Origin of the sequence: Pseudogemmobacter bohemicus, from assembly GCF_003290025.1 — a bacterium.
Classification (GTDB): Bacteria; Pseudomonadota; Alphaproteobacteria; order Rhodobacterales; family Rhodobacteraceae; genus Pseudogemmobacter; species Pseudogemmobacter bohemicus.
Genome location: NZ_QNHG01000001.1, coordinates 966,067 through 979,398, shown reverse-complemented (window position 1 = coordinate 979,398; position 13,332 = coordinate 966,067). Strand labels below are relative to the sequence as shown.

The window sequence follows — 13,332 nt, the reverse complement described above, 5'->3', positions numbered from 1 at the left end:
CACTATTCAAATCGCAAGGATAGCGCGCAGCTTCTCTTTTATTTTAACAGAGTCGATCCCGTTCTCCTCGCTCGTTGTCACAAGAATCCCTAAATCACCCTCGCCTTCGTCTTCCGGCAACACTCCCTGAGAGCGGTACCAGTCGAGCTTCGCAAGCCAGCGGCGCCTATAAGCCGGTTCAGACATCATCCCAAGATGCTCAAGAAAGACGCGCCGACCAGTCTCAGCATCTTCAATCGTGAAGTCAGGATATCGAACGCTGCCGTCCCTCCCGGTGAAGGGTTGTTCGTAGGCGTAGGTAATGCCAAGGGCGTGAAGCAGATTGGCAATGATCACCTCCGATTTTGAGCGGACTAGCTCGCCGCGGGTGGTGCGGTGAATGAGACCTTCTTCAAGGAATGCCCCAACATGCTCGACAGGCTTGGGATCGGAGAACAGATTTGTCAGACGACGGGCGGTCTCGGAATGCTCGGATAAAGACTGCTTTAGGAGGGCCCGAAGGTCGCCTTGGTGAAATAGGACCACTTCTTCGCGTTGACGAGTCAATGCAGTGTAGAGCAGTTCGCGCGAAAGCAGGCGGCAGGGATTCGGGATCACGATAAACGTAGTTCCGAATTCGCTGCCTTGGGCTTTGTGAATAGTCAAAGCATACGCAAGTTCCAGAGGCGATTCACCTTCATCGCCGAAATCGTTGCCTCCAAAGCCAAACTTGAATCCAAGCTGCGTAGAGAATTCGACCTCGATCTTCCACGGGAGTCCCTTCGGCTTCCAGCTGCTCCCTTTGAACTGCCCAACGACAATTCCGATCTCTCCGTTCGCGAGATAACCTTTGTCCATTTTAGGATAGACGTCGTACCGTCTCCCATTGGCGACATTGATTACCTTGTCGCCATACAAGATCCCTTGGGCTCCCAACGGCTTACAGGTCTTCCGTTCCCAGTACTTTTCGGGCTCGGCCCACAGGCGCGCTTGCCGCCGGAAGGACTTCTGGAGCCATCGATTCAGTCCGTCCACACCAGTCTCCCCGGCGCGCACCGGCGAGAGGATCTGCCATGCTTCAGCGTCGGCGCCTCCACCACGACCGCTTTCGACGCCCTTGGCGTCCTTTTCCGAACGCGACAGGTTGAAGTAGACCGCCTTATTATATGGACGACCGCCGAGGCTAATTTCGAAGGTGGCGTCCTCCCGCTCGTCGTCGAAGCCTTGCTTGCGCGAAATGGCTCGGGTCGTCGCCTTGATCTCGGCAAGAAGCTTTGTCTGGAGTTCGGTGTCGCCTTCCCAGCGAACAGCTCGAATGCCGATCGACTTGCCGCTAGCTAGACGATCCCAAGCTTCATCGGCACCGGGATCGGGAGCCTCTCCCCCGAACCATCTCGACAAGATGATGTCGTCCCGCGCTGCTGGCGGCTGTCCCGCCGCAACTGATTGCTCGGTCTGCCGGCGCACGATCTTGAGTTCCGCATAACCGAGTGGTGCCTTGCTGGCTGCGGTGGCAGAGCCGTCGTTCAAATAGCGGACGATGTCGACAAAGGGGCGACCCGCGCCAATCGGCGGGAGCTGCCTCGGATCGCCCACCAAGATCAATCGTTCGACGGTTGTTGTCTCAATGGCATCAAGGGTGGCCGCCAATTGGTCCTCGGTCAGCATCGAGCACTCGTCGATGACGACAGTCTTGAAGCCGCGTTCGCGGTTAGTATCATCCGTAACGCGATAGGCCCCGGTCAGTGGGTCATAACGTCCGAGTGCCAACAAGAACTGCGCAAGTGTGTAAGCTTTCGCATTGTTGGCCCGCTTCTGCATCTGAACCCTCGCTTTGCCGGTCGGGGCGAGCAGGAGGACACCCCCGGCGGTGACAGACGGTAACGACAGCAGGGCGGTCAAAAGGCTCGTCTTGCCCGTACCGGCAGGCCCGATCAAAACCGAAAACCGAGACCGATAAATTTCCTCCAGGGCTCTGGCTTTTTCGGTGCGCGCTAGCTCCTCCGTCTCGGGTTCACTCGCCGCAGCAAACGGCGGAAGCTGTCGGTCGATAAGGGCCCGCCAATCGTGCTCGTCGGCATGCCGTTTGCCCGCAAGGCGCCGTTTCACACGAGCCGAGATGAGGTCGCGTGACTCTGCATACTCCTGGAGCTGCCATGCGGGGGTGCCATCCGCCATACGGCCAACAGCGATCCTTTCCTTCAAGAATGTGCCAAACGCCTCGATCCAATCGGCGCCGATTGCGCATGGGGGTGAGATGTCGAGGTCGCGGACGCGTTGCACGAGCCAAGATTGGGGAAGCAAGGTATGCCCTTCGCCTGCTGCTCGATCGAGCGTGGCGATCATCAAGGCGCGGCCGCGACGGGGATCAATCGCCTCCGCACAGCGGGAGGGATCAGGTACGGGCGTCGCTGCCGCAACCGTCGCGTCGGGGAACAGTCCACGATCAATCACTGCTGCCGAAATTGGGTCGATGCGCCCTCGATCGTCTTCGAAGCAAATATACGGGTTGGCTAAGATTTCTGCGTCGGTAGCTGTGATGCCAACCCGCGTGCGCTCTTCCGCTACAAACCATCGGGTCGCCTGATCGGCAGTGATCTCGGATCTGGCAAGCAGCTTGAGCAGCGCCCGCCGCTCTGGCTTCAGGCTGCCCCAGAGTTTTGCCGCAGTAGAACCAATTGTCGCTGCCAAATCGGGAGCGAGCAGGGTCGGCTCGTGAAGCACTTTTTCAACGAGCGGCCAAGGATCGCGCACCTCCTGAGATCCGTCGGCGTGCAGCTGCTGACCAACGGCGTGTGCGACAAGAGTACCGTGAGTCAATCCGAAAGCTGTCAGTGCTGAGCCAAGGCCGGGAAAGGCACCCCGAAGCCGCCAGATTCTGTTCAGCTGAGTGTCGACCCAGCCCCGAGCGGCGGACCAATTGCCAGGAACTACCCTTTCAAGCCGCTCAAGCAGCGACGCGCAGGCGAGCAGAACCGTGATCGCTTGATCATGCGTCACATGCTCGGTGCCCATTGAGAATGCGTCCCATTGTTCCTCGGGCGCATGAAGCACAAGGCTCGACAGATCGATGCTGGGGTCTTTTTCAGCCAGATCAATCAGTTCGTGATAGGGAAGAAGAAAGCCGTCCTTGATGTCTGGCCGTATCGAATGATGCAGATTGCGCTCCCACAGGACACAGCGCATCGCGTCCGATGGCGCGCCCTTCTCGTAGATGTACTCGACAGAAGGGTCGACCTTGAGAACGCGACCTATGCCGACAATGACTCGCCGCCCGTCATCCGTCAGCGGCGTTCTCTTGGCATAGAAGAATACAAGAGATTCCTCGGGTGTGATTGCGCCGAAGAACGTGTCGAGCATCGCAAGCTGGTTCCGGCGTTCCTGAACCCAGAGCTTATCGAATTCGAGGTCGGGCTCGAGTTCGGGTCGGAAGTCGATCTTGTAGGCCTTGGCACGATCAGGGATCCCGTCATCCGAATTCTTCATCATCCAGGCGAAAGGAACAGCCGCAGCCGAATAAGCCGGATGATGGAAGTAGCCTTCTTGGAAATGCTTGTATCTGGGGTCGTGACTGTAGGGGTGACGAACCCTCCGGGCATATCCGAAGGGTGCCATGAATGCTCCACGTTCTGCGGCGCATGCCGGTAGCCGAGCGCCGTCGGGATCCCAGGCGGCACCAGCGATGCTCGTCTCGAAATCGTCGTCCTTGCTTTCCGCCACCCTCGGCAGGATCAGGCAGGACGTGTTCCCCCGCGGATTGGCGCAAGTTTTCCCTGCCCAGCGACTGTCGTGCCATGGAACACGGACAGAAACGTGCATGGTGGGCAATCGTCTTGCTCCGGCGATCATTGGCATTCCTTCCTGCAGGGCAGCGCGCACTGCCTTAAGTATCAAAAAAGCGCCTGCAGAAGTGGTATGCAAGACGATCTCGGAAATTGAGTATGTTGTCTTCCACTGTCATGATTTCACAGTGCGTGGTGCCGCCATTGGCTGGGCCCCGAAGCGCCACAATCCCTGGTTCGTCCAAGGCGGCCCCGGTGTTGGCTGCCTCAAGCCGACGAGGGGAGAGGAATACATGAATTCGTCCTTGCGGCTCCGCGGCCTCGAGGATCGCGTCGGCTGCATTCTGCACCAATTCGTACAACTGACGGTACGCGTATCCGCCAGACAGCACTTCGTTCTCGGTTTCGAAATGCTCGGACGCGTCTCGCGGCTGCGCCTCGTAGGCCTTGAGGCGCTTCTGGCACTCGTCGTGAACGAACTCGGCGAGCTGCTTCAGTTCGGTTTCGTGGTTGCGAACATCCATGCACGCCTCAAAAAATCAAATGGAAACATCCGCGTTAGCTGTCCCAGAACGCCCTCTCCACGAAGAACAGACTAGCCGCGAGGTCGGGCGATCGACAACAGCTTATGAGAGCATCGCGGCTCTTGTCGTTCAGCGTTGTGGGCGTAGCAAACAATGCCAGCCAGCCGTCGTCGGGATCAGGCGGGCTTGCGGGACACTATGTATCTGGTAGCGGGATCCCGACGACAAAAGATCTCCGACGAAAGCGAGAACTCGCTTGGCCATGACCGGTTCGGTCGTTGCCAGGAGGCCAAGCCAGCTTTCGACCGAAGATTTCGGCAACGCAACGACTTCGCGCCGTTTCGCCTCAACCACGAGCGCATTTAAACGAGATATCCGCGCCTCGGAGGCATAGTTTCGTATTTTCACAGTCCTTTCGACGTGATCGGATAAAGCAGGCGCGAGTGCGCTTCCTCGGCGGCACACCGGAGTTCCATCTGGAGGTGATCGAGGTGCTTCTGGCGCTTGGCGTGTCAGCGACCTCAGAGAGCATGGGAATGATCGCGCCCTATCCGAAGCGCCGGTTCGGCATCCGATACAAGGAAGGCGCCGCGATCATCACCGTAGCACAGGATGCCACGCTGATGGGGTGATCACAACCTCACCTGAGAGCTGCGATCTTCCCCGGCTGGTATCCTGGCCAATGCTCTCCCTCATCGGTGACCACTACGGGCGCCTGCCGGTATCTGACGGCGAACCAACTCGTTCACCAAACGGGCCTGTCGGCCCCACGGTCAATGCGGTGCTCGCCGATCTGGAGCGGTTCGGTATCGTCGAAGAAGTTACCGGCCGCAGACGGGGCCGCGTTTTCAGTTACCGGGGTAATCTCGCAATCCTGAGCGAAGGCACTGACCCGCTCCCCACCGAGGCATGATGGAAGGAAGCCCGTGCGTATCGAATCAGTAACCCCGCAGGAGAGGTGCTGGGAAGTGATCCAGGCATTCGTGATTCTGATGAAGGGGCCATCCCGTCGAAGGCACCCCCGGTCCTCTCGTTTTTAAAGGAACAGATCGGGCATGGCGAGGTACATTAATAAGGTGTTTCGATTTCGTCGCCTGACACCTGCTCCTCTCAAATCTTGGTTGACCGATCAAGGTACAGGAGGTTGAGCATGACGAAACTGAACCCCGGCCCGCCTTCCGGCGCTAAGCCCGTGAAGATCACGCTGGAGCTGCCCGCAACCCTCAACCGCGATCTGATCGCCTGTGCCGAGATGCTGGCCCGCGAAAGCGGCCGGCCCGCCGCCGATCCCATGACGCTGATCATGCCAATGCGGGATCGGTTCATGGCGACAGATCGGGGGCTCGCCAAGGCTTGGCGCATGACGAGGACGCAGGGAGGGGAAAGAGTGATTTGCTGAATTTCCAACCACTACCAAAGGAGCTTGACCCCCGACACCAGCAGAAGAACTGCGAGGATGCCACGCAGCCAGCGGTCGGAGAGGTATCTGCTTCCGACAAATGCCCCCAGCGATCCGCCCACCGCAACCGCTATCAGCCACCACGGTAAGGTCGTCGTCGGAAGCTGATCCCAGAAAGCGTAGGCACCGAGAAGCGCGGCGGCAGAGTTCATCAGGTTGTATAGGGCCGTTGTGGCCGCTGTCTGGTGTGCCGTTGCCCAGTTCATCGCGAGGATAACCGGCGCGAGGAACACACCGCCTCCGGTGCCCGTGGTTCCCGAAACGAATCCGATGACAGCGCCTGTTGCCAGCGCCGCGAGGAACGGCGGCGCAACCGGCTCGGCATAAACGGTCGTTCCTTTTCGGAGGGCTGAGCGGCCCATCTGGAGGGCCGAAAGCACGAGCACGATCCCGACGACCGGATAGTATATGTCTTCAGGAAGATGGATTGCCCCGCCAAGAATGGAGAACGGGAAGCCGAGCAATGCGAAGGGATAGACGTTGCGCCACGATAACCGCCCGGCCTTTAGGAAGTGGACTGTGCCGATGGCTGCGACAAGAAGGTTCAGGGTGAGAGCGGTCGTTTTCATCGCCATAGGCGCGAATCCGAACAGCGCCATCGCGGCGATATAGCCTGACGCTCCAGCCTGTCCGACCGCTGCATAGACCAGCGCAATCACCAGGAAAGCCGCCGATAGTAAGATCGCCTCAGTGTCCAATGGTGTCAGCGCCTCCTTGAGCTTCCCCTGAACACGTATGCCGGCATCGATCTGAACGTCCATGCCCCAACGCCGCCATAGGCCGCTTTACCATTTTCGGAAGTATCGGAACAATCGCGATCTTCAGGACGCTTGCCGATGCCGAAGGCTTCGCCCGCTTCACCGCATTGGATCAGCGACATACGCGAACTATCGTCGCCAAATTAAAGCTTCATCTGTTGATTTCCACGCAGAACTGACCCGGGTTTTCCGTCGCGAGCTGAGCTACCTGAGGATTATGTTCCGGAGTTCAGGCTTGGGTCAAGGGCTGGGCGATCTCCTTTCTTTTTCGGGTTGCCATGGCTGAGCTGGCCTTGAATCGGACGCTGTCGTTCCCGGTCTCGAGAATGTGGCAGCGGTGGGTCCACGTCGCCGATCTGGAAGAAGGCGGGGCTGGTAGTGCGGCTTCGACCTGCCACCGCCATGCGCCAATCTGCGAGTGATGACATGCAGCGATCTGTTCCACCCCCCGGCACTTTCGACAACATGCCCGACCGCCCGGCTGTCGTTCGCGGTTCCGATGGCCGTTTCCTAACGGGCAATACCGGCGGCGGCAGGCCGAAGGGATCGCGAAACCGGCTGACCGAACTGTTGATGACGGCGATTGCCGATGACTTTGCCACGCATGGGGCCGATGCCATAGCTCGGCTTCGTGCAGACGATCCGGCGAATTATCTGCGTATGGTCGCGGCGCTGGTCCCGCGTGAACTGATCCTGCAACGGGAATCTCAACCCGTTCCCGATTATGCCGAACTGTCTGACGAAGAAGCCGTTGCCCTGCTGGAAGCGGAATACCGCCGCAGGCGGCTGGAATCCGCGGGGAAACACGTCCTGTTTGGTCTTGCCGAGAGTGTCGGAAACTAAGGACGACGATTTCGAGTCAAGTCTAGCTGGAATTGATTGGGATGCTGATGGTGCGCGGCTTCCGGCGTGCGCAGCAGAACGCGGAGCATTCATGGCTCCGTTCGGTTATGCGCATCATTTTGGAACACCTTGGGATGCTATCTGAACCGGCCTATCGACGCCGATGGTTGGCGAAGGTGGACTGGTATCGCGCCCAAGGGGTGTTGCTTGAAGAAGATGGCAAAGGCGACGAAGGAATACTTGTGACCACCACTGAAGAGAACGGCATTGATTCCGCAAGCATAGAACGAAGGCTTCGGGTACTTCTTGGGCTTTGACACAGTATGTAGATATTGAATCAGAAGCCTCTCCCCTCACGCTGGTTAGAGCAATGTCACACTCGCCATGTTTACCCTGGCGGATGCGCCTAGGTGCTCCACGCGGACTTAGTAATCCGTCTCCACATACAGCGTCGAGAGCCGCGCGTGCAGCGCGGCGAGGATGGTTTCGCGAGGAGTGGTCATTGTTGTCCCGGTTCTCCGGGCCCGGCCCGGCTTCAGTGATCCTTGTCACGTCTCTCGGTTGGCAAGTTCGCCAGACGGCGCGGCAGGTCGGACCGGCCATGCAGGAAATCGATGATGATCACCTGCGCCGCATCCTCGATGAAGATCACGAAATGCTGCCCGGCGCGCACGAAACGCAGGTTTTCCGGCAGATCGGGGTCTATCAGGCGGCGGCATTCCTGTGACAAGGCGGTGCCCGACGCGATTTCCTGACAGCGGGCAATCAGGTCTTCTTCATAGGCCGCCGCCTGCCGTGGTCCGAAGGTTTCCAGCGTCCAGTTTGCAATGTCGATCAGCGCGGCTTCGGCCGCGCGCGTCAGGCGCCAGGGTTTTGGCATCAGGACCCGGTGCGCGCGGCGGCGAATGCGCGGCGAACCGCATCCTCGCCACTTCCCTCTGCCAGATCGCCACGACGCGCCTGTTCCAGGCCTGCGCTCAGCCGCGCGCGCAGGTCACCCAGTTCACTTTCCTCGCGTTCCAGCAGACGCAACCCCGCCCGCAGCGCTTCGGACGCATTCTGATAGCGGCCCGAGGCAACCAGCCGGTCGACCAAGTCGGATTGCGTATCGGTCAAAACAACGTTTCGCGTGGCCATGTGTGTCTCCATGCAGATCATTGGCAATATATGCCAATACCCCTTCCATGTCGACCATGATCGTTCAGAACCTGCCCTTAGCCCACTTCGCCACGATCAGCCCCGGCACAGCGTCGTGCGCCCGCTCGGCATCCCGCGCGAGATCCAGCCGCTTCGGCAGCTTGACCTGCGGCACCAGCAGGAAGATCGGCGCGGTGACGACGCCCCTTCCGGTTTTCGACTTTGACGCCACCGCCCGGCCCTTTGTGTTCAGCCGCCCTTCGGCCACCAGCAGGCTCGGCCCCCTTCGGCGATAGATGAACCGCAGGCGCAACCCCGTGCGGCGTTCCCATTCGCCGGGGGTGAGGAAAGCGTCGCCGTCGATCTCGATCCGGTCGCCGGGACGCGGGTTTGGCACCTCGGCCACGCGCAAATCGACGCGGGTGGTTTCAGACCACAGTCGCGCATCGGCGAAGTCGGTAACGGCATCGGCACGCCGGGCGACGACACGCACCAGAACGGGCGCGCCGCCGGCGGTGTAGATCGCATCCCGCCCCATGTTCGGATCGGCGAAGAGCGCGCCGACGGCGGCGGCAAAGGCGCCCATCAGAACGCGCCGTTCAGCCGCACCCGGCCGATCAGGTCGGTGGCGCCGCCCGCGACTGCCTAGGTCGCCTCACCGATCAGCGTGTTCGAGGTCAGGGTCTTGGTCGTATTCTTCGCCGTGTTGTCCCAGTAGATCTTGTCGCCGGCGGCCCATGCCTGCGAGGCGACCTTCTTCAGGTCGCAGACGCCGACGAGCGCGGCCTCGACCGCTTCGCCAAGGGCGGCGGTGCCAGCGGCCACGCCGAAGATGGAGCCGACGAGCAGGCCATCGCCCGAGGCGACGGCATAGGGCGCCGTCAGGGTGATGGTGTTGCCGGGCTGGACGTAGTTTTTCATGGGGGTGTTCCTTCTGGTGCCTGTTGCAAGGAGTGCGAATTTTTCCTACCTTTGCGGCAGGAGGATCGGACATGGCCGGCAAGATCAGCATTTCCATTACCGACGAGCATGCCGCAGTGCTTCAGGAAGCCGTGGGCAGCGGGGCCTACGCCTCCTCGAGCGAGGTGGTTCGCGAGGCGTTGCGCGAATGGCGGGCGCGGCGCGTCGTCGGGCAGTTGTGGGACGAGGGGCTGGCCAGCGGGCGCTGCGACCCCGGCACGACGATGGCGGACATCAAGCGCGAGGCGCGTCGCCGTAGAAGCGTTTCCTGACGCCTATGCCGCGGGTGTTCTTCGCGCGGGCCGCCCGCGAGGATCTGATTGCGATCTGGACGCATATCGCAGCCGACGACCCTGCCGCCGCCGACCGCGTGCTCGACCGTCTGGACGAGGCCGCCAGCCATCTGGCCCAAAACCCGCAGATGGGCCCGGCGCGGGACGATATCCGCCCCGGGCTGAGCTATCTGGTCAGCGGCTCCTACCTGCTGCTCTATCGGATCACGGATGACGGCATCAAGATCGTCCGCGCCGTGCACGGACGGCGCGACCTCTACGGGTTGTTCTGACCTTACGCGCCCGGGTTCTTGTAGAGGCCGCGCCAGTCGATGGCCTTGGCGCCGAAGTCGAGGCGACACTTGATCTCGACGCCGTCGACGTCGAAACCGTTGCGCGTCTCGATGTAGGCGCCCTGCTGGCCCTCGAGATAGGCGTACTCGATGGTGTCAATCTGGTTGGGGCTCGCCGCCAGATACCAGGCGGTCTCGCTGGCGGCATCAAGGCGGGGCTCGCTGATCGGCGCGAGGGTGCGGATCGACTGCGGCACGACGTTGGCGGTTGCGGCGGGGATCAGGTTCTGTGCCACCAGCTGCTCGGCCTTCAGTTCCAGCGAGGCGGGCACGATCAGGAAGGCGGGGCGGACGTTCTGCACCGTCTTCTTGTCGAGACCGGTCTGCTTGGCCATCGCGGCGCGGGCCGCGCCAACCGCCTCGACCGCCAGCGCCGCGCCGGTGCCCGCGAGATTCTTGTGATTGGTGTGGAACAGCGCGTTGCCGTCGGCCATGGCGGGGTTCGAAGTGATCACGCCCCAGACCACGTCGCTTTCCAGCTGCGCAATCGAGTTGCCGTACATCGCCGGGATCCGGGTGAAGGCGTCGAGATCGTCGTTGATCAAGGTCTGGCGGGTGATCGCGACCACCCGACCATAGGTCTTCACGCGGTAGCTCTCCTTCGACTCGCCGAGCGTGCCACGCTTGAACTCGCCGCTCTCGCCGACCTCGAGCAGCTGCGGCGCTTCGCCGAGCTGGACCCGGTGCATGGCCTTGAAGTCGGTGGCCAGCACCTGGCGGCAGAACAGCATGTAGGTGCGGGGATAGGTCTCGTAAGCTTGGCGCAGGGTCTTGTTGGTGACGGCCGACAGGATTTCAGGGAAGTCGGAGGTGGAATGCAGCGAGCGCGTCGCCACCTCATCGCGCGACAGGCCGCGCGTGTTGACCCCGGCATTGGTCAGGCTTTCGCGGGCCAGTTCCAGGAGCGACATGCCGCGGTATTGGCGCGCAGAGTCGTCCAGCTGGAACAGTGTCGGGCTGTAGCGGTGCAGCAGGGCATTGGCCACGGCATCGCGGCGGGTGATGCGCTCGTCCCGACCGCCGAGAGGGATCGAGACATGCGGGAAGGTCCGGGTCTCATCCGATTTGGCGGCGACCTGGTCGAGGATCAGGCGACGGGATTCGTCGACGCTGACGCCGCGCTTGACCAGATCCTCGGCAAAGCTGCGATCGAGGTTCAAGCGACCAGCCAGATCATAGATCGTGGAAACACGGTAAGCTGTGTATCGGCCCTATAGGGTGATACCGTGCAGAATTATTTCTAGCGTTCGGTCTGAGAAAACTAGGCTCTGGCACGCAAAGCGCCGGGCTTTGATTCTTATCCCTTGAAAACCGTGGCGATGTCCCGGCTTGCCTGCTCGCCGGGCTCCCTGGATAGTGCTCTAGGCATGCAGTTGATTTGCCTGCCGTTCACACTCGGGGGGTTCTAGGGATGGCGGATCAGGAAAACGGCGCGAAGAAGGTCAGGCGCCGACGGGGTAACACCCTGGAACACTGGGAGGTCGCGCTGATCAAGGCGATGATCGCTCGGGGCGGGGCATTCACGAACGACCAGGACATCCTGGCCTATTTCACGCGACCGACCCGCACCGTGAACCATCGGCTGATCGGAGAAATCCGGACCGAGGCGAAGCACAAAGCCACAAAGCCCGCGACCGACGACGACCTGGACGCATTTCTGTCTACATGGCCGGACATCGATCATACGACCGGCCTGAGCATTCGCGGCGATGAACTGCTTATCAAGGCGCGGGAAGCGATGATCGCCGGGGTCCAGACCTTCAATTCCGCCGGTCTGACTTTCCGGGCCGAGTTGTTCATCGTCACCGCCGTTATCGCCTGGACATATCTTCTCCACGCCTGGTTCCGTCGGGAGGGGATTGACTACCGGTATACGGGGCAGACGACCAAGGAGGGTGCCGAAAAATTCTGGGAGCTTGGCCACTGCCTCAAGCAGCCGAAGTGCCCCGTGAAGGGCGGGGCGGCCAAGAACCTCGAGTTTCTGATCGAGATCCGCCATGAGATCGAACACCGCTCGACCAATCGGATTGACGATGCGCTTGGTGCGAAGCTGCAGTCCTGCGCTCTGAATTTCAACGACATGCTGAAGAAAGAGTTCGGGGCGCAGTATGGGCTGGAGAAACGCCTGCCGCTCGCACTGCAGTTCGTCTCCTTCGGTGCAGAACAGCGGGCCGCCCTGAAGAAAGCATTCGGCCTTCCAAAGCATGTCGAGGCGGCAATCGACGCGTTCGAGCATGGCCTGACTGAGGAGGAGATGAAGGACCCAGCTTACCGCATCTCCTATGGCTTCGTGCCAATGGTGGCGAAGAAACCCGGCGCGGCCGACACCGCGGTTCATATCGTTTCCAGTGGCAGCGATGAGGCCGGCGAGATCAGCAAGATCATCCTCAAAGAGGTTAACAAGGATCGGTATCCGCCCAAAAAGGTCGTAGAGAAAATCCAGGCCGCAGACTTCCCGAAATTCCGCACGCATGACCATACGCAGCTATGGAAGCGGCTCGACGCGAAAAATCCGGGCAAGGGCTTCGGATGTGTCGGTGATTACGGCAACTGGGTCTGGTTCGACCGATGGATAGATCAGGTGCGGCTGAGCTGCGAGGCGGAAGGCGACAGATTTCGATGATGGCGCCGGTCCACTCCAGTCCGCGCGGCCATTATCAATCTCCAACGCGCTTTGGCCGGATCCCGCGGCGGGATCCGGCTAAAATATGATCCCGATATATTTTTCGTTCGTCAGAATCTGATGGACAGTGCCACGTGTCCAGGGCCGCTCCAGATCGGTCAGTATGCCCTTTGCGTTAAGATCTCGGGCGATTGCCGCCTCGGATTGGCCGCGCGTGGTGAACTGATCGTATATCCACCTGACCCGTCGCACTTCCGCTGCGGGACCAGGCCTGAGGATGACCCGATCCGTTTGCAGGCTTTTGCGCTCGCCCCGTTTCAGCACGAACTTCATCGCCCCGCTTTCATCCAGCAAGACGCGCCGCAAGCCGTAGCCCGGCGGCCCTCCCTGGCGATAGCCAAGGCGGATGAGCCGACACTGCCCCGCCCAGACTTTCACGGACAGGATGCGGCTGTAGTTCCCGGCTTCCATGCTGCTAAAGGTCCAGGCAAGCTCGGCCAGCGGCCCCATATCGTTGGAGAAACCACCGGCACAGAAGTGAATCTCCACGCCGGCATTCAGGCATTTGAAGGCGTAGTATGCGGACTCATAAGGGCGCTGGAAGCGTCCCCACCGGCTATGATCGTAGGCGATGATCAGCCT

15 protein-coding genes and 2 pseudogenes are annotated in these 13,332 nt (G+C 60.7%); 7 read left to right on the top strand and 10 right to left on the bottom strand.

The genetic code is table 11. From position 1 onward, the window contains the following. Positions 1-6: 6 nt before the first annotated feature. Complete coding sequence (locus DRF71_RS04715; protein ID WP_198672065.1) at positions 7-3,594, bottom strand: ATP-dependent DNA helicase; 3,588 nt, start codon at positions 3,592-3,594, stop codon at positions 7-9. 268 nt (positions 3,595-3,862) lie between these two features. Continuing rightward, positions 3,863-4,285, bottom strand: a complete 423-nt coding sequence (locus tag DRF71_RS04710; RefSeq protein WP_198672064.1) for a hypothetical protein — start codon at positions 4,283-4,285, stop codon at positions 3,863-3,865. A gap of 443 nt (positions 4,286-4,728) precedes the next feature. Here DRF71_RS04710 and DRF71_RS04705 point away from each other — a divergent pair, with 443 nt between their 5' ends. Continuing rightward, positions 4,729-4,917 carry a hypothetical protein gene (locus tag DRF71_RS04705; protein WP_112309349.1) on the top strand — a complete coding sequence of 63 codons (189 nt, stop codon included), beginning with the start codon at positions 4,729-4,731 and terminating at the stop codon, positions 4,915-4,917. A 518-nt stretch (positions 4,918-5,435) separates the two neighbouring features. Then, positions 5,436-5,684, top strand: coding sequence for a DUF2274 domain-containing protein (locus DRF71_RS04695; protein ID WP_112309348.1), 249 nt, complete (start codon positions 5,436-5,438; stop codon positions 5,682-5,684). Between the two features lie 11 nt (positions 5,685-5,695). Here the strand turns inward: DRF71_RS04695 and DRF71_RS04690 are convergent, their stop codons facing one another. Both DRF71_RS04690 and DRF71_RS04685 read right to left on the bottom strand, forming a co-directional pair. Further along, positions 5,696-6,505 carry a sulfite exporter TauE/SafE family protein gene (locus tag DRF71_RS04690; RefSeq protein ID WP_232831303.1) on the bottom strand — a complete coding sequence of 270 codons (810 nt, stop codon included), beginning with the start codon at positions 6,503-6,505 and terminating at the stop codon, positions 5,696-5,698. Between the two features lie 226 nt (positions 6,506-6,731). Beyond that, positions 6,732-6,845: pseudogene (locus DRF71_RS04685) on the bottom strand (ATP-binding protein); the annotation flags it as partial. An 83-nt stretch (positions 6,846-6,928) separates the two neighbouring features. Between DRF71_RS04685 and DRF71_RS28425 the strand changes: the two are divergent. Together DRF71_RS28425 and DRF71_RS04675 are read left to right on the top strand one after the other, a co-directional pair. Beyond that, on the top strand, positions 6,929-7,345 hold the full coding sequence (locus DRF71_RS28425; protein WP_232831381.1) for a hypothetical protein: 417 nt from the start codon (positions 6,929-6,931) through the stop codon (positions 7,343-7,345). Between the two features lie 41 nt (positions 7,346-7,386). Beyond that, entirely contained in the window at positions 7,387-7,662 is a 276-nt protein-coding gene (locus tag DRF71_RS04675) for a hypothetical protein (protein ID WP_112309346.1), read from the top strand. Positions 7,663-7,880: 218 nt separating this feature from the next. Here DRF71_RS04675 and DRF71_RS04670 read toward each other — a convergent pair whose 3' ends face one another. The 4 genes from DRF71_RS04670 to DRF71_RS04655 all read right to left on the bottom strand — a co-directional run bounded on the left by DRF71_RS04670 (position 7,881) and on the right by DRF71_RS04655 (position 9,403). Continuing rightward, complete coding sequence (locus DRF71_RS04670; protein WP_112309345.1) at positions 7,881-8,225, bottom strand: type II toxin-antitoxin system RelE/ParE family toxin; 345 nt, start codon at positions 8,223-8,225, stop codon at positions 7,881-7,883. Further along, positions 8,225-8,482, bottom strand: coding sequence for a type II toxin-antitoxin system ParD family antitoxin (locus DRF71_RS04665; protein ID WP_112309986.1), 258 nt, complete (start codon positions 8,480-8,482; stop codon positions 8,225-8,227). Before DRF71_RS04665 ends, DRF71_RS04670 begins: the two co-directional genes overlap by 1 nt. A 64-nt stretch (positions 8,483-8,546) precedes the next feature. Next, positions 8,547-9,068: a head-tail joining protein gene (locus tag DRF71_RS28420; RefSeq protein ID WP_112309344.1), complete on the bottom strand. Its 522-nt coding sequence runs from the start codon at positions 9,066-9,068 to the stop codon at positions 8,547-8,549. Between the two features lie 59 nt (positions 9,069-9,127). Continuing rightward, the gene (locus tag DRF71_RS04655) at positions 9,128-9,403 is read right to left on the bottom strand and encodes a DUF2190 family protein (RefSeq protein WP_112309343.1); all 276 of its coding nucleotides are present in this window, start codon (positions 9,401-9,403) and stop codon (positions 9,128-9,130) included. Positions 9,404-9,474: 71 nt separating this feature from the next. Here DRF71_RS04655 and DRF71_RS04650 point away from each other — a divergent pair, with 71 nt between their 5' ends. Both DRF71_RS04650 and DRF71_RS04645 read left to right on the top strand, forming a co-directional pair. Next, a complete protein-coding gene (locus DRF71_RS04650) occupies positions 9,475-9,714 on the top strand; it encodes a ribbon-helix-helix domain-containing protein (RefSeq protein WP_112309342.1) in 240 nt (79 codons plus the stop codon). Between the two features lie 5 nt (positions 9,715-9,719). Then, complete coding sequence (locus tag DRF71_RS04645) at positions 9,720-10,007, top strand: type II toxin-antitoxin system RelE/ParE family toxin (RefSeq protein WP_112309341.1); 288 nt, start codon at positions 9,720-9,722, stop codon at positions 10,005-10,007. 2 nt (positions 10,008-10,009) lie between these two features. Here DRF71_RS04645 and DRF71_RS04640 read toward each other — a convergent pair. Next, positions 10,010-11,254: pseudogene (locus DRF71_RS04640) on the bottom strand (prohead protease/major capsid protein fusion protein); the annotation flags it as partial. A 224-nt stretch (positions 11,255-11,478) separates the two neighbouring features. Here DRF71_RS04640 and DRF71_RS04635 point away from each other — a divergent pair. Further along, a complete protein-coding gene (locus tag DRF71_RS04635; protein ID WP_112309340.1) occupies positions 11,479-12,690 on the top strand; it encodes a DUF3644 domain-containing protein in 1,212 nt (403 codons plus the stop codon). Between the two features lie 78 nt (positions 12,691-12,768). Here the strand turns inward: DRF71_RS04635 and DRF71_RS04630 are convergent. Beyond that, positions 12,769-13,332 (bottom strand): recombinase family protein (locus DRF71_RS04630; RefSeq protein ID WP_198672063.1); only part of this gene is annotated, 564 nt, incomplete at its 5' end.